Genomic DNA, 22,659 nt, shown 5'->3' on the forward strand with positions numbered 1-22,659 from the left:
CTGCAGGATGCGCAGGTATTCGCTCACTCTTTCTCGGCCAGAGACGTCTGGCCGTCCCAGCCACCACCCAACGCCGCAATCAACTGCACACTCGCCACCAGCCGCGACTGCAACAAGGTCAACACGGTTCGCTCGTTGCTCAAGGCCGTCGCCTGCACAGTCACCACATCCAGGTAAGCGATCAGACCCGCCTTGTACTGGTTCTCGGTCAAGCGCAACGACTCACGCGCCGATTCCAGCGCTTCATTGCTGACCACAGCTTCGTCCGCCAGCACCTTGAGTTGCACCATGTAGTTTTCCACTTCACGGAACCCATCCAGTACGGTCTGGCGGTACTTGGCCACGGTCTCGTCATAGCTGGCCACGGTGCGGTCGACTTCCGCCGAGCGCTGGCCGCCATCGAACAGGGTCATCGCCAGTTTCGGCCCCACCGACCAGAAGCGGTTCGGCAGGCTGATCCAATCTTCATAGGTGCTGCTGGAGTAGCCGCCCTGCAAGCTCAGGCTGAGATCCGGGTAATAGGCCGCCTTGGCCACGCCGATGTTGGCGTTGGCGGCGATCACCGAGCGTTCGGCCGAGGCAATATCGGGGCGACGTTCCAGCAACTGGGACGGCAGGCTCACCGGTATTTGCGGCAGCGCCGGAATGTCTTTGCTCACCGCCAGGTTGAAGTTGGCCGGGGCTTCGCCGATCAGCACGGCAATGGCGTTTTCCAGCTGGGCCCGCTGCCAGATCAGGTCGATCAGGCTGGCCTGGGTGGTCTTGAGCTGAGTTTGCGCCTGGGCGATGGCATCCTTGCCGGCCACCCCGGCGCGGTACTGGTTTTCGGTCATTTTCAATGAACGCTGGTAGGTGTCCAGGGTGGCTTGCAACAGGCGCGTCTGTTCATCCATGACCCGCAGTTGCAGGTAGCTCTGCACCAGTTCCGACTGTTGGCTCAGGCGCATCGCGGCCAGGTCTGCCGAGCTGGCCTCGGCGCTGGCTTCATTGGCCTCTAGTCCACGGCGCAACTTGCCCCAGATATCGGCTTCCCAACTCACGCCCAACTGCGCATTGAGGGTGTCGCGGATACCACTGCTGGAACTGCTGAGGCTGGCGCTGCTGCTGCCGGTACCCTGGCTGGCGCGGGTTTTACCCACGCTCAGGTCGACGCTGGGGTAAAACGCCCCGCGGGAACTGCGCACCAGCGCCTGGGCCTGGCGAAAGCGCGCTTCGGCCTGGGCAACGGTCTGGTTGGACGTGTTGAGGCGCTCTACCAGCTCATTGAGTTGGCGGTCGCCATACAGCTCCCACCAGGCGCCACGGGCCAGGGAATCGCTGGGGTTGGCCTGGCGCCAGCCCTGGGCTTCTTTGAACTGCACCGGTTCGATGACCTCCGGGCGCTTGTAGTCAGGGCCAATGGCGCAGGCGCTGAGCAACACCCCACACATCATCACGGCCAATAACTTCATTGTGTTGTTGTGGCGAGAGAGCTTGCTCCCTCGCCACAATAATTTGGTTGAATCGGTCATAGCGCAGTGTCCAGGGCAGCATCGGTACGCACGCCGCGCCAGGCATTGAAGCGGTGGCGCGCGCGGTCGAGATAGAGGTAGACCACCGGGGTGGTGTAAAGGGTCAGGATCTGGCTGAAGACCAGGCCACCAATAATGGTCAGGCCCAACGGATGGCGCATTTCCGCGCCATCGCCGGTGCCGAGCAGCAACGGCAAGGCGCCGAGGATGGCGGCCAGGGTGGTCATCAAAATGGGTCGCAGGCGCAGCAGACAGGCGCTGCGGATCGATTCCAGCGGGCTCATGCCGTCGTTGCGCTCCAGTTGCAGCGCCAGGTCGATCATCAGGATCGCGTTTTTCTTCACCACACCGATCAGCAGGAACAAGCCCAGCAACGAAATCAGACTGAACTCGCCGCCCAGCAGGTAGATCGCCAGCAACGCGCCAACACCCGCCGACGGCAGGGTCGACAGAATGGTCAGCGGATGGATATAGCTTTCATACAGAATGCCCAGCACCAGGTACACCGCCACCAGCGCACCGAGAATCATGAACGGCTGGCCCTTCTGCGTGGCCGCAAAGGCGTCGGCGGTGCCGGCCATCTTGGCGATCACATCTTCGGGCAGGCCAACCTTGGCAATCGCTCGCTCGATGGCCGCGGTGCCCTGCTCTACCGTCACCCCGGGCGCCATATCGAAGGCGATGTTTTCGGAAGCGAACTGGCCTTCATGGCTGACGCGATCGTCGGCCAGGCTGTTCTCGTAATGGGCAATGGTCGACAACGGCACCCGCGCACCATCGGCAGTAATCACCTGGACCTGGTTCAGGGTGATCGGGTCCTGGGCATACTTGGGGTTGACCTCCATCACCACCTGATACTGGTTGAGGCTGTCGTAGATGGTGGAAATCTGCCGCTGGCTGTAGGCGTTGTTGAGTACCGACGTGACCATGTCCATGTCGATGCCCAGACGCTTGGCCTGGTCCCGATCGACGATCAGCGTGACCTGCGCCGCGCCCCGGCCTTCGCGAGCGTCGATGGCAGTCAGCTCGGGCAACTCACGCATCGCCGCGACCACTTTCGGGTACCACAGGCGCAACGCGGCCAGGTCGCCGCTTTGCAGGATGTAGGAATATTGCGCGCTGGTCTGGTCGCGGCCGCCGCCGAACTGCAGGTCCTGGTCGGCCATCAGGAACAGGCGCCCGCCCGGTACCAACGGCACCTCTTTGCGCAGACGCTCGATCACCGCCTGGGCAGAGATCTTGCGTTCACTGATGGGTTTGAGGCGCACCAGCATCACTGCGTTGTTAGTGCCTTGGTTGCCACCGATAAAGCCGGCCACGCTGAGCACCGCCGGGTCCTTGAGCACCGCTTGGCGGAAGACTTCCATCTTCGGCTGCATCACGCTGAACGACAGGCCATCGTCACCGCGCACAAACCCGATCAATTGGCCGGTGTCCTGCTGAGGCATGAAGGTTTTTGGCACCACCACATACAGCGCGACATTCACCCCCACGGTAATCAACAGGCTGAGCAGGGTCAGGCGCCGGTGGCGCAACACCCAGTCCAGGCTGGTGGCGTAGCCGGCGACCATGCGGTCGTTGACCTTCTGGCTCCAGCGCTGCAAACCGGTCTGCCGGGTCTTGTCATGAGGCTTGAGCCAGCGGGCGCAGAGCATCGGCGTCAAGGTCAGCGAGACAATCAGCGAGACGATGATCGCCGCCGACAAGGTGATGGAAAACTCGCGAAACAGGTTGGTGACAATCCCGCCCATGAACAGGATCGACAGGAACACCGCCACCAGCGACACGTTCATCGACAACAAGGTAAAGCCGACTTCTTCGGCACCCAGGTACGCCGCCTTCATCGGCGGCACACCCTCGTCGATGTGCCGGGAAATGTTCTCCAGCACCACGATGGCATCGTCCACCACCAGCCCGGTGGCCAGGATCAGCGCCATCAACGAAAAGTTGTTCAGCGAAAACCCGTACAGGTACATCACCGCAAAGGTGCCCACCAGCGACACCGGCACCGCCAGGGTCGGGATCAGCGAAGCGCGGAAGTTGCCCAGGAACAGGTACACCACCAGGATCACCAGGCCCACGGCAATCAGCAGGGTCATTTCCGCTTCATGCAGGGTGGCAGTGATCACTGGCGAGCGGTCCATGGCCAGGCTGAGCTTGACGCTGGACGGCAGCACTGCCTGCAACGCCGGCAACTGGGCCTTGATCTGCCTGACCGTTTCAATGATGTTGGCGCCGGACTGGCGGTTGATCACCAGCAGCACCGCCGAATCATTATTGAAGAAGCCACTGTTGTAGCGGTCTTCCACACCATCGGTGATCTTCGCCACATCCCCCAGGCGCAGGGCCGCACCGTCCTGGTAGCGGATCAATAGCGGCGCGTAGTCCTTGGCTTTTTCCAGCTGGTCGTTGGCCTGGATCTGCCAATTGCGCTCAGCGTCTTCCAGGGAGCCCTTGGGCCGGCGCTGGTTGGCATTGGCGATGGTATTGCGCACATCGTCCAGGGCCACGCCGTACTGGTCGAGGGCCTTGGGTTCCAACTCGATGCGCACTGCCGGCAGGGAGCTGCCGCCGATCTGCACTTCACCCACGCCTGGCACCTGGGACAGGCTCTGGGACAGGATGGTCGACGCCAGGTCATACAGCTGGCCCTTCTGCAGCACGTCGGAGGTCAGCGACAACACCATGATCGGTGCCTGGGACGGGTTGATCTTCTTGTAGGTGGGCATGCTGCGCATACCGCTGGGCAACAGGTTGCGCGAGGCATTGATCGCCGCCTGCACTTCCCGCGCCGCACCGTTGATATCGCGGTCGGAATCAAAGGCCAGGATCACCCGAGTCGAGCCCTGGCTCGACGAACTGCTCATGGTGGTGATACCGGCAATCGAACCGAATGAACGCTCCAATGGCGTCGCCACGCTGGACGCCATCACCTCGGGGCTGGCGCCGGGCAGGCTGGCCGACACCACGATCACCGGAAAGTCGATCTGCGGCAGCGGCGACACCGGCAACAGGTTGAAGCTGACGCCACCGAGCAGCATGATCGCCAGGCTCAGCAGCATGGTCGCTACCGGCCGGCGAATGAAAGGTCCGGACAGGTTCATGGCTCAACCGGCTCCAGGCGTTGCGGCTCTTTGCGCCAGCGCCGGCCAAGGCGATCGAAGTACAGGTAGATCACCGGCGTGGTGAACAGCGTCAACACCTGGCTCACCAGCAAGCCACCGACCATCACCAAACCCAGCGGTTGGCGCAACTCCGCGCCGGAACCGCTGGCAAGCATCAGCGGTACCGCACCGAACAACGCGGCCAGGGTAGTCATCAGGATCGGCCGGAAACGCAACAGCGCCGCCTGGTAAATCGCCGTCTGTGGGTCCAGGCCCTGATTACGCTCGGCGTCGAGGGCGAAGTCGATCATCATGATCGCGTTCTTCTTCACGATACCGATCAGCAGGATGATGCCGATGATCGCGATCATGCCCAGGTCATTGCCACTGAGCAGCAGGGCCAGCAAGGCCCCCACCGCCGCCGACGGCAAGGTCGAAAGGATAGTGATCGGGTGGATATAGCTCTCGTAAAGCACGCCCAGCACGATGTACATGGTGACCACCGCGGCCAGGATCAGCAGCAAGGTGCTCGACAGGGACGCCTCGAACGCCTGGGCGGCACCCTGGAACTGGGTTTGCACGCCCACCGGCATGCCAATGTCCTTCTGGGTCTGGTTGATCAGCTCCACACCCTTGCCCAGGGCGACGCCGGGGGCCAGGTTGAACGACATCATCACCGCCGGGAACTGGCCGATATGGGCAATCGCCAACTGCGCCTGGCGCTGCTCGACATGGGCCAGGCTCGACAGCCGCACCTGGCCGCCGTCGGTGGTCTTCACATGGATCTGGTTGAGCGCGGCCGGGCCGAGGGTTTCGCCGGACTGAGCCTGCAGCACCACGCGATATTGGCTGGCCTGGGTATAGATGGTAGAGATCTGCCGTTGGCCAAAGGCGTCATACAACGCGTCGGTAATGGTCGAGACACTCACACCCAGGCGCGAGGCCGCGTCGCGGTCGATCACCAGGTACACCTGCAAGCCTTTGTCCTGCAAGTCGCTGGCAACGTCGGTGAGTTCCGGCTGTTGACTGAGGGCGTGCACCAGCTTGCCACTCCACAGTGCCAGCAACTCGGCGTCCGGCGACGACATGCTGAACTGGTACTGGGTACGGCTGACGCGGTCCTCGATGGTGAGGTCCTGCACCGGCTGCATGAACAGGCGGATGCCCACCAGCTTGTCGATTTGCGGTTGCAAGCGGGTGATCACCTCGGCTGCGCTCAAGTCGCGCTGGCCGTGGGCCTTGAGGTTGATCAGCAAGCGGCCACTATTGAGGGTGGCGTTATCGCCGTCCACACCGATGTAGGACGACAGGCTCTGGACCGCGGGATCAGCAAGGATGATCTTCGCCAGTTCCTGCTGACGCTGGCTCATCGCCGCAAAGGAAATCGACTGCGGCGCTTCGGAAATACCCTGGATCACCCCGGTGTCCTGCACCGGAAAAAAGCCCTTGGGCACCACCAGGTACAGCACCACCGTAAGCCCCAGGGTAGCGATGGCCACCAGCAGGGTCAGCGGCTGGTGCTTGAGCACCCACTGCAACTTGCGGCCATAGGCCTGGATCAGCCAATCGATCCAGGCGCCGCTGGCCTTGTAGAAACGTCCCTGCTCTTCTTCCTTCGGTTCGCGCTTGAGCAAGCGCGCGCACATCATCGGCGTAAGGGTCAGGGACACAACCAGCGAAATCAGGATCGCCACCGCCAGGGTGATGGCGAACTCGCGGAACAGCCGCCCGACCACGTCAGCCATGAACAGCAGTGGGATCAGTACCGCAATCAGCGACAAGGTCAGGGAAATCAGGGTGAAGCCGATCTGCTTGGCGCCCTTGAGCGCCGCCGCCATCGGCGTCTCGCCCTCCTCGATATAGCGAGAAATGTTCTCCAGCATAACGATGGCGTCATCCACCACGAACCCCGTGGCGATGGTCAGGGCCATCAGCGTCAGGTTATTGATGGAGAACCCCGCCAGGTACATCACGCCAAAGGTACCCACCAGAGACAGCGGCACGGCGATGGACGGAATGATCGTGGCGCTGACCCGACGCAGGAACAGGAACGTCACCATCACCACCAGGGCGATGGCAATCAGAAGCTCGTGTTGTACGTCTTTCACCGAGGCGCGGATGGTCTGGGTACGGTCGGTAAGCACCGTCACGTCCAGGCCGGCCGGCAGGTTGTCGGTGATGCTCGGCAGCAGCGCCTTGATACGGTCGACTACCTCGATCACGTTGGCGCCCGGCTGGCGCTGGATGTTGAGCAGTACCGCCTGGTTCTCGTTGGCCCAGGCCGCGAGGCGCTCGTTTTCGGCGCCGTCGACGATTTGCGCTACATCCTTGAGGCGCAACGGTGCGCCATTGTTGTAGGCCAGGATCAGCTCGGCATATTGCTGGGGTGAGACCAACTGGTCGTTGGCATCGAGCATCGACACGCGGGTGGGGCCGTCGAAGTTGCCCTTGGGCTGGTTGACGTTGGAGGCGGCGATCAGCGCACGCACGTCCGACAGGTTCAAACCATTGGCCGCCAGGGCTTGCGGGTTGACCTTGATGCGCACGGCCTGGCGCTGGCCACCGGCGATGCTGACCATGCCGACGCCGCTGATCTGGGCGATTTTCTGCGCCATGCGCGTATCGACCAGGTCATTGAGCTTGGGCAGCAGCATGGTCTTGGAAGTAATCGCCAGGGTCAGCACCGGGGTGTCGGCCGGGTTGACCTTGTTGTACACCGGCGGCGCCGGCAAATCCTTGGGCAACAGGTTGGTGGCGGCGTTGATTGCGGCCTGCACCTGTTGCTCGGCGACATCCATATTGACGTCGAGGTTGAAACGCAGGGTCAGCACCGACGCACCGCCCGAGCTGGTGGACGCCATTTGGGTCAGCCCGGGCATCTGCCCGAACTGACGCTCCAGCGGCGCAGTGACCGCACTGGTCATCACGTCTGGGCTGGCGCCGGGGTACAGGGTCATCACCCGGATCGTCGGGTAGTCCACCTGGGGCAAGGCCGATACCGGCAACAAGCGGTACGAAATGATCCCGGCCAATACAATCGCCAGCATACTCAGCGTGGTGGCGACCGGGCGCAGGATAAACAGGCGTGACAGGTTCATGAACCGACCTTTTGCGCCTTGCCGGCGTCAGCGCCGGTCTCCCCTTTTGCCGCGGGCTTGCCTTGCAGGTGTTCGGTCGGCGTGGTCGGCACTTCCTTGCTTTCGTTGACCACTTCGATTTCGCTGCCGTCCTTGAGACGGTCAGTGCCTTCCAGCACCACGCGATCGCCTGCGACCAGGCCCTCCTTGACCACGGTGTTCTCACCGTCTGTGTCACCCAGCACCAGGGGCTGGACCTTGACCTTGTTGTCACCGTCAAGCTTGTAGACAAAGGTGCCGGTGTTGCCGAACTGGACCGCCGCCGACGGCGCCAACACCACGTTATGCAAGGTGTCGGCAAGCAAGTGCACATTGACGAACTGGTTGGGAAACAACGCCTGGTCCTTGTTATCAAAGCGCGCCTTGAACTTCAAAGTACCGGTGGTGACGTCGATCTGGTTGTCCAGGCTCTGCAACACGCCGACCGCCTGTTTTTTCACGTCGCTACGGTCCCAGGCTTCCACGGGCAGTTTGTTGCCGGCGTGATACCGGGCGAGTACGGTTTCCAGGGTATTTTCCGGCAGGGTGAACGCCACGCTGATCGGCTGGGTCTGGGTGATGACCGCCAGGGCGGTGGTGTCATTGGCTGCGACCAGGTTGCCGACATCGAGCTGGCGCAGGCCAACGCGGCCGCTGATCGGCGCACGGATCCTGGTGAATTCAAGGTTGAGCTTGGCATCGTCGACCGCGCCCTGGTTGGTCTTGACCGTGCCCTGGTATTGCAGGACCAGCGCTTCGGCGGTGTCCAGGGTCTGCTTGGCGATACTGTCCTGGGCGTACAGGCCGCGATAACGCTCCACATCGACCTGGGCGTTTTTCAACTGCGCCTGGTTCTGCAGCAATGTGCCCTGGGCCTGGAGCAAGGCGTTCTGGTAGCTGCGCGGGTCGATTTCTGCCAGCAGGTCGCCGGCCTTGACCATCTGGCCTTCTTCAAAGGCGATCTTCACCAGCTCACCGCCCACCCGGCTGCGCACATTAATGGTGTTGAGCGCGGTGACCGTGCCCAGCGCCTTGTAGTACACCGCAAACTCCCCCTGCACCACCGGCGCCACGCGCACCGGCACCGGGCCGGTGGAACCGCCGAAGCCCGGGCGCGCCATGCCGGTCTTGCCGGTGTGCCCCGCAGGAGCGTCCTTGTGAGCCGCGCCGCCGGGCCAGAATTTCCAGCACAGGCCGGCGATAACCAGCAGCACAAGCAGGCCAAACAGCCAGCGGCGGGAGTTGCGGGAGGAGGATTGCATGGAGTGATCAACCATTGGGGATGAGAGCTTCTTCTTCGGGAGGCTGAAAGATAAGCACTGGGGGGCGTTTAGAAAAGCACCTTTACCGGCTATTTACCTTGGGCTTACAACTTTTAACGTCTGATCTTAGTCCGCCAGCTATTTCGCTAAACCGCTGACACTCAAATAAAAACGGCCTGGACTAGGCCAGGCCGCAATCATGCATCATACGTGTTACTGCCAAACGACAGTTACGCGCAGAAACAGTTACTTCAATACAGCCAGGGCCGCATCGTAGTTTGGCTCTTCAGCGATTTCCTTGACCAACTCGCTGTGCAGCACATTGTCGTTTTCGTCCAGTACCACGACAGCGCGAGCGGTCAGGCCTTTGAGCGGGCCGTCGGCAATCGCCACACCATAATCAACGGCGAAATCCGAATCACGGAAGTCCGACAGGTTCTTAACGTTTTCCAGGCCTTCGGAACCACAGAAGCGCGCTTGGGCGAATGGCAGGTCGGTGGAGATGCACAGCACCACGGTGTTGGCCACATCGTTGGCCTGGGCATTGAACTTGCGCACGGAAGTGGCGCAGGTTGGGGTATCAACGCTTGGGAAGATGTTCAGCACTTTGCGCTTGCCGGCAAAGGTGGCCAGGGTGGCGTCGGACAGGTCGCCGGCGGTCAGGGTGAAATCTGCGGCTTTGGCGCCGACTTTCGGCAGTTCGCCTTCAACCTGGACCGTGTTGCCTTTGAGGGTGACTTGAGCCATGAACGGAATCCTTATGCTGGTTTTTGGTTAAACGAATTCGAGAGGCCGAAGTTAACCACAAAGTGCCGATGCTACCTACCGCCAGACACAAATTGTCATGTCGCCAGGTTGTGGTTTAATTGCGCGCTTTTCGCCTGCCCTTCAAGGAAACCGTCGTCGATGAATCAGCCTGCCACCAAAGTTCTGGTCATTGGTTACGTCTGGCCAGAGCCCCGCTCCTCGGCTGCGGGGGGGCATATGATGCAGATCCTTGAGAGTTTTCTTACGCAAGGTTGGGACATTACCTTCAGCAGCCCTGCGACCATCGGCGAACACAAGGCCGACTTGCCGGCACTTGGCATCGCCGAATGCGCCATCGAACTGAATAACAGCAGTTTCGATGACTTTATCCGCGAACTGGCCCCGGATATCGTACTGTTCGACCGTTTCATGATGGAGGAGCAATTCGGCTGGCGCGTGGAGCAATGCTGCCCCAACGCCCTGCGCGTGCTGGAAACCTCCGACCTGCAAAGCCTGCGCGATGCCCGCCACCAGCGTTTCAAGGAGCAGGTGAAAGCCAACCCCGACAGCGACGACTTCAGCGCCCTGTTCGCGCCTGCGCTTCAAGACGAGTTCCAGCGCATGGCCGATACCGACCTGGCCAAGCGCGAAATCGCCGCGATTTACCGCTGTGACATCAGCTTGATGATCTCCGACGTGGAAATCCGCCTGCTCACCGAGCAGTTCAAGGTGCCCGCCGCTCTGCTCCATTGGTGCCCGTTGATGTTGCAACCGCCCACCGCCGCGTTTGCGCCGTTTGAAGACCGTGCGCACTTTCTCAGCATCGGCAACTTCCGCCACGCGCCCAACTGGGATGCGGTGCTGTGGATGAAGCAAAGTCTGTGGCCGCTGATTCGCCAACAGTTGCCGGGCGCGCAGCTGCATATCTATGGCGCCTACACCCCACCCAAGGCCACCGCCCTGCACAACCCGGCACAGGGTTTTCATGTGATGAACTGGGCCGAAGACGCGCTGCAAGTCATGACCGCCGCACGCATCTGCCTGGCACCGTTGCGCTTTGGCGCGGGCATCAAGGGCAAGTTGATCGACGCCATGCTCTGCGGCACCCCCAATGTCACCACCCCGATCGGCGCCGAGGCCATGGGCGATGATCAACCCTGGCCCGGCGTGATCGAACACGACGCCCCGGCCCTGGCCGCCGCTGCTGTGGCCCTCTACCAGGACCACGAGCGCTGGACCCAGGCCCAGGAACACGGGCGCCAACTGCTGGCCCGGCGCTATGACCAGACTCTGCACGGGCCAGCCTTGGTGGACTGCCTGGAGCAATGCCGCCGCAACCTCGCCGCCCATCGCCGGGACAACTTCACCGGCAGTATGCTGCGCCATCACGCGCACAAGAGTACCCAGTACATGTCCCAGTGGATCGAGGCAAAAAACCGCAACCTGTAAACACTGCTGCTGGCGAGGTCGTGCGCGACGGGGCATTATCCTACGCAGCGACCACAATAAAGCGACGGCAGCATGACCCGAGCAACGCGCATCACCGATCCCTCCTACGAGCTGATGGACGATCACAACGGTCTGTCCATCATCTATCGCCAGCACGGCTTCCCCTGCCCGCTGGTGCGCTGGCACTTCCACAAGGAATACGAGCTGCACCTGATCGTCGCCAGCTCCGGCAAGGTGTTTATCGGTGACTACATCGGCAACTTCTACCCGCAAAGCCTGTTCCTCACCGGCCCCAACCTGCCCCACAACTGGATCAGCCAGGTGGAAGAAGGCGAAGTGGTCCCCAAGCGCGACATGCTGGTGAACTTCACCGACGAGTTGTTCGAACACGGCAGCCACATCTTCACCGAACTCAAACGCCTGGCGCCGCTGCTCGAACGCGCGCAGTACGGCATCGAATTCCGCTGCAAAAAGACCATTGCCCACGCCATGACCCTCATGCAGCACATTGAAGACGCCCACGGCATGGCGCGCCTGGGGCATTTCTTTATCCTGCTGGAGGTATTGAGCGCCTGTGAGGACTACCAGCTGCTGTCCGGCGTGACCACCCCGCAGCAAGCCGACGAACACAGCATCGACCGCACCAACCGTGCGGTGGACTACATCTTTGCCCACTACGCCCGCGAGCTGCCGCTGGAAGAAGTCGCGGAGTACCTGGGGATGAAACCGACGTATTTTTCTCGAGTATTCAAGCAGGCCACCGGGCGGACTTTTATTGAATTCGTCAATCGACTGCGCATCAGCAAGTCCTGCGAGTTGCTGGCCGATGGCGACAAGGCGGTGACGGATGTGTGCTTTGAGTCGGGGTTCAATAATATTTCCAACTTCAACCGGCGGTTTCAGCAGCTTAAGGGGATGACGCCGTCCCACTATCGGCGCCTGGCCGTACAACGCCTTACTGAGCAAAACCTGGCTTGAGCGATGTGCAGCGACACATGGTGAAAAACACATTCAGCCAAAACGAAAGGAACCTCGTCGCCCCTTCTGTCACTCAGCGTACGCATCACCCTCTCTTTTTCAGGCGTCGGGTGAAGCTTTTTCTTACACGCAGGCGAAAGGGCAACTCCATGATCAACGTTCAGCCATCCCTCATTCACACCGCGCTCATGGGAGCCGCGCAGACAAGCACAGCCTCGTCGCACAAAACCGACGCGCAACCCCCAGAAAGCTTGTCGCACGACAAATCGAGTTTTCGTCCCGTCCTGTCACGCTCACGCCGGGACTTGCAAAATCCTGCCAACCCATCAGCCTCATCCAACCCGTCGGTCCGCCAGTTCGCCGAGGCTTTGGTGGAGCAGAGCGACAGGCAATTAGCTGTTAATGTCGGTATGGGTTTGATCCGCGACCGGCTCGACGACAGTAAAAACGGCTCAGTCCGTCTAGACACGATTGACGTGCCACCGGCCTCGACCTTCGGCAAGACCTGGGGCGAGCTGGCCGATGCCATAAACTCAGAGCCTTTCAGATCATTTGCATACGCAAAAAACATTGATCCTCTTAAGCTAGTGATCAACCACAGTGGAAGACTCAGCGGGATAAAAGATAACAAACCGGTCGATTTCGACCTCGACAAGGACCCTGAGTGGGCCGCCGCGTCTGCTGCGGTCCTGGCAGCTGCAAAAAAAGTGGATAGCATTACTGCCGCGGTTGTGTACTTGGGCCCGGATCGCGCATTACCCACTACAGTGGCGCGGTTCTACGGTCTGCATCCAGGCAACAGCGCAAGTAACGACCAACTGTCCCTCATCGGGCAACTGTTGCGCGAGGGAAAGTTCAGCACGCTGGACAGCAGCGAGCCGCGCTACGCTGCCATCAAACAACGACAAAAAGAAACCCGTCAGCATATCGAGGAGCTGCCACCGCATCAGCTCAACCAACGACTTGCACAGTTTTCGCCGCCTACGGCGGCTCAAAAAGTCAAGGAAGCCGACCAGGCACTGTCGCAGCTGGTCAGCCGCGCAATGATGAAACTGCTACCAGAAACGAGTGACTACGAGACTTCGATCTCTCTGCAGGACATCCCGGAGTACTCAACCTTCAACCTGGTACGCAAAAACCTGTTGACCGCCCTGACCGGCAGCACTTTTACCGCCTTTGCCCAAGATAACAACCTTGACCCCGCCAGCGTGCGCATCAACCCAGTCAGTGGCGTCCTCACGGGCAAAGTGAATGGTATCAACACCACGTTCACCTTGAACGATGTCTCCGGTTGGACCGACGTCTGGGACGAGATAAAAGATGCAGTGCAACAGATGGCCACCAATTCTGACGATGACGTTGTCTACCCCGCCAACAACTCTGCACGCCTGTACGACGTCATGGCGTTTTACAACGAACCGCCTCCTCACCAAGAGGACACTCAACAAAAAGGCTGGGAGCAGCGCCAGCTTGCAGCCACGCTGGGCCGCATAGATGAAATAAACCAAAACAAAGGTTTCAAGGCGTTGACCAACGCATCCCCCAGCGACCCCGCACACATTGCCGTACAGCAACGCCAACAGTCAGTGATACAACAACTTACAGACGTACCACTTGCGCCCTCACCGCTTGAAACCCTGGCCGCCGCCGTCAAAACAAACATCCACACGCCAGTGGAAACCGAAGAGACGCGCACAGACCTCTTGGCAACAGGCGACAGTGAACTGGCAACCACAATGCACCGCACAATGCTTGAGCTAAAAACCAACCCGACCCTGGCCGCCTCAAAAACCATACAACCGATCCCGCCCAACAGCCTGTTTGGCCAATGGTGGGATTACCTGGGCAAAGCGCTCAAGGGACATGGTTTTATTGAATGGGCCAGCCAACACAATATTGATCTGGCGTCGCTGCGCTATGACCGCACAGGCCATGCGCTGATAGCCAAAGTCAATGGCGTTGAACAGCGCTACACCGCCGCCGACTTCGCGCAAAAATATCCCGCTTTTTTTGCCGTTCTCGAGCCTGTGTTGACGGCCGCTCAGGAATTTGCCGCCCATGGACAACAGATCTCACTGGCGCAGGTGGGCAATAGCAACGTGCCATACCAGTGTGTGGCCAACTTTTATGGTATCAATGACGACCCCAGCGGCCCGACGTTCGAACAACAGACTTCGCTGCTGGGACGCACTCAACAGTTCCCACGACCCTCCGCCGATCCACAAAAAGTCGTGACCTGGCTGAACCAAAAAAAAACAGAACTGGGCGACAGCAACGACCGGTACTCGTTGATTGATCAGTTGAAAAACTGGAATTCCGACAGCGGCTCAAGACGCTTTATTGTCGACCCGGCCTCCTCCCACCAGCCTAAAGGCGTGACCACGGTTGCAGCATTCCTTGCCCGCAAAGACTGGAACCCAACGGTCACCAAAGCAGACAACGATAACTTGCTCGCTGCCATGCAAACCCCCGCCCCCCAGTCCCCTCCCCTGGGCAATCGCTGGGGGTTTCTGTCCTCGCAGCTATCGCTGAGTGCAGAGCAACGTGGGACGGTGGGCGAATTCGTAAAAACGTCCATTGGCGCGCATGACAGCCTTCTCAGTTATCTGAGCGCCAACGTTACCGACCTTAGTACCGACCCCGAACAAGCGTTGGATCAACTCGTCTCCAGCGACGCAGCGCTTGAACTCGCCACCAAGCTGGAAAGCCAGATGAAGGGCGCTCCCACCGCGACCAGCCGGAAACAATGGTTGTTGACCGCGCTGGTGCTGGAGATTGATCGAACAGCCGGCGCTCAACACAAGACTGTCGCCGGTATTGACGTGATGGGGGCTGCTTATTCAGGGCACAGCGTCGAGTCTATCCGTGAGCAGTTCGGCCGAGACTTGGCCGCTAAAAAAGGCATCCCCGCCAATCTTGCGCCTGCAATCGCGCGGTTGATGATGTCGGGGATGGCGCCACAACTACTGGTAAAAGAGGTACCCCAGTATGTAACACTCGGTTCCCCGGAATGGGTCAACTTTACGACCGCAGTGAACCGGATTGAGTGGACCGCCCCCGGCGCTACTCAAGGCATGACTTACCAGCAGGTCATGAATTACAACAACATCAAACCCATTTCAGCATTGGAAGCGCAGATCCAGAACTATGCGCAGATGAACCCATTGCTTGATTGGGCAGCCCTCAATAACAACGTCAATAAAGACAACTACACACTGGAACAGCTCAAAGACAGCGAGGTCAAACTTCAGGCTCAAACGAAGAAGACCGCAGAAAGTATCAGTTGGTTGAGCAAGTCCGACCCTCCGAATAGAAGGGCCATGACGCTTGAAATATTAAGAAAGGAGTTCGGCCCCGACATTGATTATGAAAGCCGCTACATGATAGAGGACGAAGGCTTCGGAATAAACAGCGGCCGTCACTACAGCCTCGCCGAAATCTATGAAACAGGCAGACTGGGTGAAAACTGGCTTCAGGAAGGCAAACATGTGGACTTCGAACGCCTGCGTAAAAGAGCGAATGAACCGGATTTCCCGGTTATCAATGATCAATTCGACAAGGCCATCAAACAAGACTTCCACCTGCGCAGACGCCACACCGTAACGCTGTTCGAAAACATGCTCAGAAAGTTGCCAGTGGAGGAGCACAAAAGCCTGCTCTATGGCGATGTAGAGTTTTTGAACGTTGAGGGTGCTGGCAGCGGTATGGTGATGACGTCTGTCTATAACGGCGTCAGAAGGGATTTTGCGGTGTACCCGGCAAGTGGTCTGATCGTAAGAATTGCCGACATTGACCCATCAACCCCTATGGGGCAAAAAGTCAGTCTGGAGATCGACGCCGAGGCCTTCAAAAATGGCACATTCCCGAAACCCGGGGTTAAATCCGACGTTGTACTGAGGGTTACTGACCAACACCTGCTTGATGACAACGATGAGCCATGGCCTTTGGAAGTCGCCTTCCCAGCCCATAGTGCCAATGACCGATTTTCCCCTAACTACGCCAGAGGGCGACTATCCAAGCTGGCAAACGTCATGGTCGACTCCACCTACCTGAACAAAACGCAGTTTCTTAACCTGCACCGCAATTGGTCGAGCAATACACTTGAAACCGCGACAGAACCCAGTGATTTCTTCAAAGCTATCTGGCACGCCCTACCGGGCACCAGCAGCCTGGAAGACCTTTATCACGGTGAATTCTTCAAGGCGGGTGTAGATCTCGCCATTGATGCCGCGATTGTGTTAGCCACCGAGGGCGCCGGCAAGCTATGGACGCTGGCGAAATCCGGCGCTTCTTGGGCGGCAGCCAAGATTTCTGCAGGGTTTATCGAGAAATTTGGGGCTAAAGAAGCCGAAAGTAGCGTGCTCACGGACATGACCCTCGCCAATACCTCGCAATCGCTCAACTCATTGAGCCGACTGCAGGGTCGTCAGTTGGGTGCTGCTGCCAGTAACGAAACGCTGCAGGCCAAGGGAATCGCTGATCGCACGGTGCTTCGACCTGACACCGGAGAACGGATCCTGGCCACCACCGCCAGCAAAAATGGCGAACGATACGCTTACAACCCCAAGACCCTTGAGGCTGAGGGCCCTGCTCTGGAGTGGGTGGTACCCGAGGGCAGCGACCGGATTGGTCGAATAAGGCTGGGCGGGCCTTTGGAATCTGTCATGCCGCTCGATGGCGAGATCCAGACATTTATAGACACTTACAATGGAAAACCCCGACTCAACATCATGGGGCACGCCGGAGAACCTGAGATAGCGGGAGGACCGACCAAAATCGTCGGTGACAATGGGGCAGAATATTCCGCCGCTGAAATAAATCAGAAACTCCTTGACCGAGGGGTAGATATTCGTAATTTCGATAATGTCCGTACCATAGTTTGCTACTCCGCAAGCGGCGGCGAGCACTCATTCGCTGCCGAGCTGCATAAACTGACCGGCAAACCGGTAAAAGGCTTTGAAGGCCCAGTTATTACTGAGTGGGAACAAGCTGATCTGAAAGAAAAGTTTAACGAAATATTATCCTCACTTAAAAAACGGTTCCCACGTGAGCGAGAAGAAAACATTTTGGAACTGGCAGAAATCAAGTTTAATCAGGCCTACAAGCCTGCAGATAGTAAGTTTACGCTTAGAAAAGACGTGGGCACTATGATTGACGTCAATATAGGCACCCTCAAAAAACCGGTATACATGACGGTTCCTGTCGACTACCGACCGATCCGGTTCGGCCCCCCGAAAGAAAACATTCCGGCGTAACGCCTAATGACCGAGCACCGCTGTGTTATGCAGCGGTGCCAACGCCCTTGTTATCAATCACGCATCGTTCCCACTACCGGCGGTTGGCGGTGCAGCGGTTGACGGACCAGAATTTGGCTTAAGGTTGACCGTTCGGCTGGGTGTCGGGAAAGCAGAAACGTCTTACAAGGTTTTGAGGTTGTCCCTAGGACACTCAATCTCTGGTCTCTGTACACCGCTGCACACTCAGCGGTCGGGCGTCGCGGCCCGGTTTAATCAGACGCAAAGTGCCATTTCCGCTTTCAGTTGACGTCTTTTTATCGTCTACTGTGCGCCCTTATGGTGGCTGTGCGCGGGATACCTTCGGGTATGCCGGTTTCCTGATTCCGGTCCGCGAACCTGCGTACAGCTACCACCCGATCGCGTCGCGGCGATCAGTGGTAGCTCCACTTGAATCAGGAGTTCCACCATGATCAAACCCACCCCAAATCCCCCAATCGATCCAGCACCCAGCGTGCTGTTCACCGTAAAAGACGGCATCTCCACGCATGACCTACTGGTCAACCTCAGCGAGTCACTCGCTTCTGCCCACGCCCTCACCTGCGATTTCGCCTTTGATCTCGACGGCTCGCGGCGCGAAGGTGGCCTGGGTATTGCCCAGTTGATCGAGGTGTCTCGCTTGCTGGCTGAGCGGGTACTGGCTGATATCGAGCGTTAAATACGGCATCGATCGTCCCCACGCACCACGGGGACGATCATCGAGTGCAAAAAAGTATCAGTGCGCGTGCGCCCAAGGATTTGTCACAACCCCATTTCAAGGCTGTAATCGACGCACACTCTTCCTGGCTACCTGTAGGAAGACACAACAACAATAACCGTCCTTCTGTAGCCCCCTGGGCGCGGAAATGGAGTGCGCGATGAAGTTCACAGCAAAAGCTCTGCTTGCCTGTTCCTGCATGACTGCATGCATGACCCTCAGCGCCGTCAGCCTTGGCGCGCAAACCCTGACCATTGCCACCGTCAACAACAGCGACATGATCCGTATGCAGAAGCTCTCGAAAACCTTCGAGGCCGAGCACCCGGAGATCAAGTTGAACTGGGTGGTGCTCGAAGAAAACGTGCTGCGCCAACGCCTCACCACCGACATCGCCACCCAGGGCGGGCAGTTCGACGTGCTGACCATCGGCATGTACGAAGCCGCACTGTGGGGCGCCAAGGGTTGGCTGGAGCCGATGAAGGACCTGCCGGCCTCCTACGACCTTGATGATGTGTTCCCTTCGGTACGTGATGGCTTGTCCGTCAAGGGTTCGCTGTACGCCCTGCCGTTCTACGCCGAAAGCTCGATCACCTATTACCGCACCGACCTGTTCAAGGACGCCGGGCTGACCATGCCCGAGCACCCGACCTGGAGCCAGATCGGCGAATACGCGGCCAAACTTACTGATAAGTCCAAAGAGCAATACGGCCTGTGCCTGCGCGGCAAAGCCGGTTGGGGTGAGAACATGGCGCTGATCACCACCCTGGCCAACGGCTTCGGTGCGCGCTGGTTCGATGAGAAGTGGCAACCGCAATTCAATGGCCCCGAGTGGAAGGACGCGCTGAACTTCTACGTCGACAACATGAAGAAATCCGGCCCGCCGGGTGCGTCCAGCAACGGTTTCAACGAGAACCTGGCGCTGTTCAACAGCGGCAAATGCGCGATCTGGGTAGACGCCAGCGTCGCCGGTTCGTTTGTCACCGACAAGAGCCAGAGCAAGGTCGCCGAGCATGTCGGCTTCACTTTTGCACCCCACGAGAAGACCGACAAGGGCACCTCGTGGCTGTACTCCTGGAGCCTGGCGATCCCTACCAGTTCCAAGGCCAAGGACGCCGCCAAGGTGTTCACCAGTTGGGCCACGTCCAAGGAATACGGCCAGCTTGTGGCCAAGACCGATGGCATCGCCAATGTGCCGCCAGGTACGCGCCAATCCACCTACAGCGACGAGTACATGAAGGCCGCGCCGTTCGCCAAGGTGACCCTGGAATCACTGAAAGTGGCCGACCCGACCAAGCCGACCGAGAAGCCGGTGCCGTATATCGGTATCCAGTTGGTGACCATTCCTGAGTTCCAGGCGATTGGTACCCAGGTCGGCAAGTTCTTCTCGGGTGCGTTGACCGGTCAGCAAACGGTGGATGCCGCCTTGACCGCCGCGCAGACCACCACCGAGCGTGAAATGAAGCGGGCTGGTTACCCCAAGTAACCCCTGCCCTCACCACAGTCAAATGTGGGAGGGGGCTTGCTCCCGATAGCAATCTACCAGTTGATGATTGTGTGACTGATACACCGCTATCGGGAGCAAGCCCCCTCCCACACTGACCGCGCTCCGATTCGTATCTGACTGGTCTTGATTCTAATGAATACACCCGCCAAAAACCGCCTGGCCAACCCCGGCTGGTTCCTCGTCAGCCCCTCGGTGGCCTTGTTGCTGCTGTGGATGATCGTGCCGCTGGGCATGACCCTGTACTTTTCGCTGATCCGCTACAACCTGCTTTACCCCGGTGAAAACCAATTCGTGGGGTTGGAGAACTTCAGCTACTTCATTACCGATTCGGGGTTCTTGCCCGGCGCCACCAATACCCTGTTGCTGGTGGGCAGCGTGTTGCTGATCAGTGTGGTGTTCGGCGTGTTGATCAGCGCGCTGCTGGAGGCCAGTGAGTTCCTGGGCCGTGGCATCGTGCGGGTGCTGTTGATTTCGCCATTCTTCATCATGCCCACCGTTGGCGCGCTGATCTGGAAGAACCTGATTTTCCACCCGGTGTCGGGGATCCTCGCCGCCGTGTGGAAGTTCTTCGGCGCCGAGCCGGTGGATTGGCTGGCGCACTACCCGCTGTTGTCGATCATCATCATTGTGTCGTGGCAGTGGCTGCCCTTCGCGATACTGCTGCTGATGACCGCCATGCAGTCCCTGGACCAGGAGCAAAAGGAAGCTGCACGCCTGGACGGTGCCGGTGCCATTGCGATCTTCTGGCACCTGACCCTGCCCCATCTGGCCCGCCCGATTGCCGTGGTGGTGATGATCGAAACCATCTTCCTGCTCTCGGTGTTCGCCGAAATCTTCACCACCACCAACGGTGGCCCGGGTTACGCCTCGACCAACCTCGCCTACCTGATCTACAACCAGGCGCTGGTGCAGTTCGACGTGGGCATGGCCTCGGCCGGTGGCTTGATTGCCGTGGTCATCGCCAATATCGCGGCGATCATCCTGGTGCGGATGATCGGCAAAAACCTGACTGACAAGCCTTGAGGGCCGCGCCATGACACTTCAACAATCCCGCCGCCTGCAAAGCCTGCTGCTCGGTACGTTGGCCTGGGCCATCGCGATCCTGATTTTCTTCCCGATCTTCTGGATGGTGCTGACCAGCTTCAAGACTGAAATCGATGCGTTCGCCACCCCGCCGCAGTTCATCTTCACGCCGACGCTGGAGAACTACCTGCACATCAACGAACGCAGCAACTACTTCGCCTACGCCTGGAACTCGGTGGTGATTTCGTTCAGCGCCACTGCCCTGTGCCTACTGATCTCGGTGCCGGCCGCCTACTCCATGGCGTTCTACGAAACCCAGCGCACCAAGGGCACGCTGCTGTGGATGCTGTCGACCAAGATGCTGCCACCGGTGGGCGTGCTGATGCCGATCTATCTGTTGGCCAAGAGCCTTGGCCTGTTGGACACGCGTATCGCGCTGATCATCATCTACACCCTGATCAACCTGCCGATCGTGGTGTGGATGGTGTACACCTACTTCAAGGACATCCCCAAGGACATCCTCGAAGCCGCCCGCCTGGACGGCGCCACGCTGTGGCAGGAAATGGTCCGCGTGCTGTTGCCGATCGCCAAGGGTGGCCTGGCCTCCACGGTGTTGCTGTCGCTGATCCTGTGCTGGAACGAGGCGTTCTGGTCGCTGAACCTGACCTCGTCGAGCGCTGCGCCGTTGACCGCACTGATCGCCTCCTACTCCAGCCCCGAAGGTTTGTTCTGGGCCAAGTTGTCCGCCGTCTCGACCCTGGCCTGCGCGCCGATCCTGATCTTTGGCTGGATCAGCCAGAAACAGCTGGTGCGCGGTTTGTCCTTCGGCGCCGTCAAATAATAATTCGAAAAGGAGGCCCATCATGGCCAACCTGAAAATCAAGAATCTGCAAAAAGGCTTCGAAGGTTTCTCGATCATCAAGGGCATCGATCTGGAAGTGAACGACAAGGAATTCGTGGTGTTCGTCGGCCCGTCGGGCTGCGGCAAATCCACCCTGCTACGCCTGATCGCCGGCCTGGAAGAAGTCACGGAAGGCACCATCGAACTGGACGGCCGCGACATCACCGAAGTGACCCCGGCCAAGCGCGACCTGGCCATGGTGTTCCAGACCTACGCGCTGTACCCGCACATGAGCGTGCGCAAGAACATGTCGTTTGCCCTGGACCTGGCCGGTGTCGACAAGAAGCTGGTCGAGAGCAAGGTCAGCGAAGCGGCGCGCATCCTTGAGTTGGGGCCGCTGCTGGAGCGCAAGCCCAAGCAACTGTCCGGCGGCCAGCGCCAGCGCGTGGCGATTGGCCGGGCGATTGTGCGTAACCCGAAGATCTTCCTGTTCGACGAGCCGCTGTCCAACCTCGACGCGGCGCTGCGCGTGCAGATGCGCCTGGAACTGGCGCGCCTGCATAAAGAACTGCAAGCCACCATGATCTACGTGACCCACGACCAGGTCGAAGCCATGACCCTGGCCGACAAGGTGGTGGTGCTCAACAGCGGGCGCATCGAACAGGTCGGCTCGCCCCTGGATCTGTACCACCAGCCGGCCAACCTGTTTGTGGCAGGCTTTCTCGGCACGCCGAAGATGGGCTTTCTCAAGGGCAAGGTCACGCGTGTCGAAGGCCAGGGCTGCGAGGTGCAACTGGACGCTGGCACCCTGATCAGCCTGCCGTTGAGTGGCGCGACCTTGAGCGTCGGCAGCGCGGTGACCCTGGGCATTCGTCCCGAGCATCTGGAAATCGCCGCGCCAGGGCAAACCACCCTGACCGTCACCGCTGACGTTGGCGAGCGCCTGGGCAGCGACACCTTCTGCCACGTCATCACCGCCAATGGCGAACCGCTGACCATGCGGATTCGCGGCGACATGGCCAGCCAGTACGGCGAGACGTTGCACCTGCACCTGGACCCGGCGCACTGCCATCTGTTCGACACTGACGGCGTAGCGGTGGCCCGCCCACTGCGCGCAGCCGCCTGACTCCGCG

At 59.6% G+C, this 22,659-nt stretch carries 13 protein-coding genes; 8 read left to right on the forward strand and 5 right to left on the reverse strand.

The window, feature by feature from the left end:
• Positions 1 to 23 precede the first annotated feature (23 nt).
• From E4O97_RS12785 to tpx, 5 genes are all read right to left on the reverse strand, one after another.
• Entirely contained in the window at positions 24 to 1,511 is a 1,488-nt protein-coding gene (locus E4O97_RS12785; RefSeq protein WP_282445330.1) for an efflux transporter outer membrane subunit, read from the reverse strand.
• Positions 1,508 to 4,615 carry an efflux RND transporter permease subunit gene (locus E4O97_RS12790; protein WP_078821462.1) on the reverse strand — a complete coding sequence of 1,036 codons (3,108 nt, stop codon included), beginning with the start codon at positions 4,613 to 4,615 and terminating at the stop codon, positions 1,508 to 1,510. Before E4O97_RS12790 ends, E4O97_RS12785 begins: the two co-directional genes overlap by 4 nt.
• Positions 4,612 to 7,713 carry an MdtB/MuxB family multidrug efflux RND transporter permease subunit gene (locus E4O97_RS12795; protein ID WP_194438387.1) on the reverse strand — a complete coding sequence of 1,034 codons (3,102 nt, stop codon included), beginning with the start codon at positions 7,711 to 7,713 and terminating at the stop codon, positions 4,612 to 4,614. The genes E4O97_RS12790 and E4O97_RS12795 overlap by 4 nt, the downstream gene beginning before the upstream one ends.
• Complete coding sequence (locus E4O97_RS12800; protein ID WP_078821464.1) at positions 7,710 to 9,008, reverse strand: MdtA/MuxA family multidrug efflux RND transporter periplasmic adaptor subunit; 1,299 nt, start codon at positions 9,006 to 9,008, stop codon at positions 7,710 to 7,712. Before E4O97_RS12800 ends, E4O97_RS12795 begins: the two co-directional genes overlap by 4 nt.
• Before the next feature lie 231 nt (positions 9,009 to 9,239).
• The gene (gene tpx, locus E4O97_RS12805) at positions 9,240 to 9,740 is read right to left on the reverse strand and encodes a thiol peroxidase (protein WP_032875762.1); all 501 of its coding nucleotides are present in this window, start codon (positions 9,738 to 9,740) and stop codon (positions 9,240 to 9,242) included.
• Between the two features lie 159 nt (positions 9,741 to 9,899).
• On the opposite strand from tpx, the gene E4O97_RS12810 reads away from it, so the two are divergent.
• The 8 genes from E4O97_RS12810 (at position 9,900) to ugpC (ending at position 22,652) form a co-directional block, all read left to right on the forward strand.
• Positions 9,900 to 11,189 carry a glycosyltransferase gene (locus E4O97_RS12810; RefSeq protein ID WP_032875765.1) on the forward strand — a complete coding sequence of 430 codons (1,290 nt, stop codon included), beginning with the start codon at positions 9,900 to 9,902 and terminating at the stop codon, positions 11,187 to 11,189.
• Between the two features lie 72 nt (positions 11,190 to 11,261).
• A complete protein-coding gene (locus E4O97_RS12815) occupies positions 11,262 to 12,167 on the forward strand; it encodes an AraC family transcriptional regulator (protein ID WP_032875768.1) in 906 nt (301 codons plus the stop codon).
• Between the two features lie 149 nt (positions 12,168 to 12,316).
• Positions 12,317 to 17,422, forward strand: a complete 5,106-nt coding sequence (locus E4O97_RS12820; RefSeq protein ID WP_248161453.1) for a hypothetical protein — start codon at positions 12,317 to 12,319, stop codon at positions 17,420 to 17,422.
• Between the two features lie 448 nt (positions 17,423 to 17,870).
• Positions 17,871 to 18,119 carry a DUF6124 family protein gene (locus E4O97_RS12825; RefSeq protein ID WP_216091514.1) on the forward strand — a complete coding sequence of 83 codons (249 nt, stop codon included), beginning with the start codon at positions 17,871 to 17,873 and terminating at the stop codon, positions 18,117 to 18,119.
• 199 nt (positions 18,120 to 18,318) lie between these two features.
• Entirely contained in the window at positions 18,319 to 19,641 is a 1,323-nt protein-coding gene (locus E4O97_RS12830) for a sugar ABC transporter substrate-binding protein (protein WP_005788580.1), read from the forward strand.
• A 153-nt stretch (positions 19,642 to 19,794) separates the two neighbouring features.
• Entirely contained in the window at positions 19,795 to 20,685 is an 891-nt protein-coding gene (locus E4O97_RS12835) for a sugar ABC transporter permease (protein ID WP_005788581.1), read from the forward strand.
• Positions 20,686 to 20,695: 10 nt separating this feature from the next.
• Positions 20,696 to 21,526, forward strand: coding sequence for a carbohydrate ABC transporter permease (locus E4O97_RS12840; protein ID WP_032875774.1), 831 nt, complete (start codon positions 20,696 to 20,698; stop codon positions 21,524 to 21,526).
• 22 nt (positions 21,527 to 21,548) lie between these two features.
• Positions 21,549 to 22,652 (forward strand): sn-glycerol-3-phosphate ABC transporter ATP-binding protein UgpC, encoded by a 1,104-nt coding sequence (gene ugpC, locus E4O97_RS12845; RefSeq protein ID WP_248161454.1) that lies wholly within the window; start codon positions 21,549 to 21,551, stop codon positions 22,650 to 22,652.
• Positions 22,653 to 22,659 lie beyond the last annotated feature (7 nt).

This window comes from Pseudomonas sp. W15Feb34 (assembly GCF_023127765.1).
Lineage (GTDB): Bacteria > Pseudomonadota > Gammaproteobacteria > Pseudomonadales > Pseudomonadaceae > Aquipseudomonas > Aquipseudomonas synxantha_A.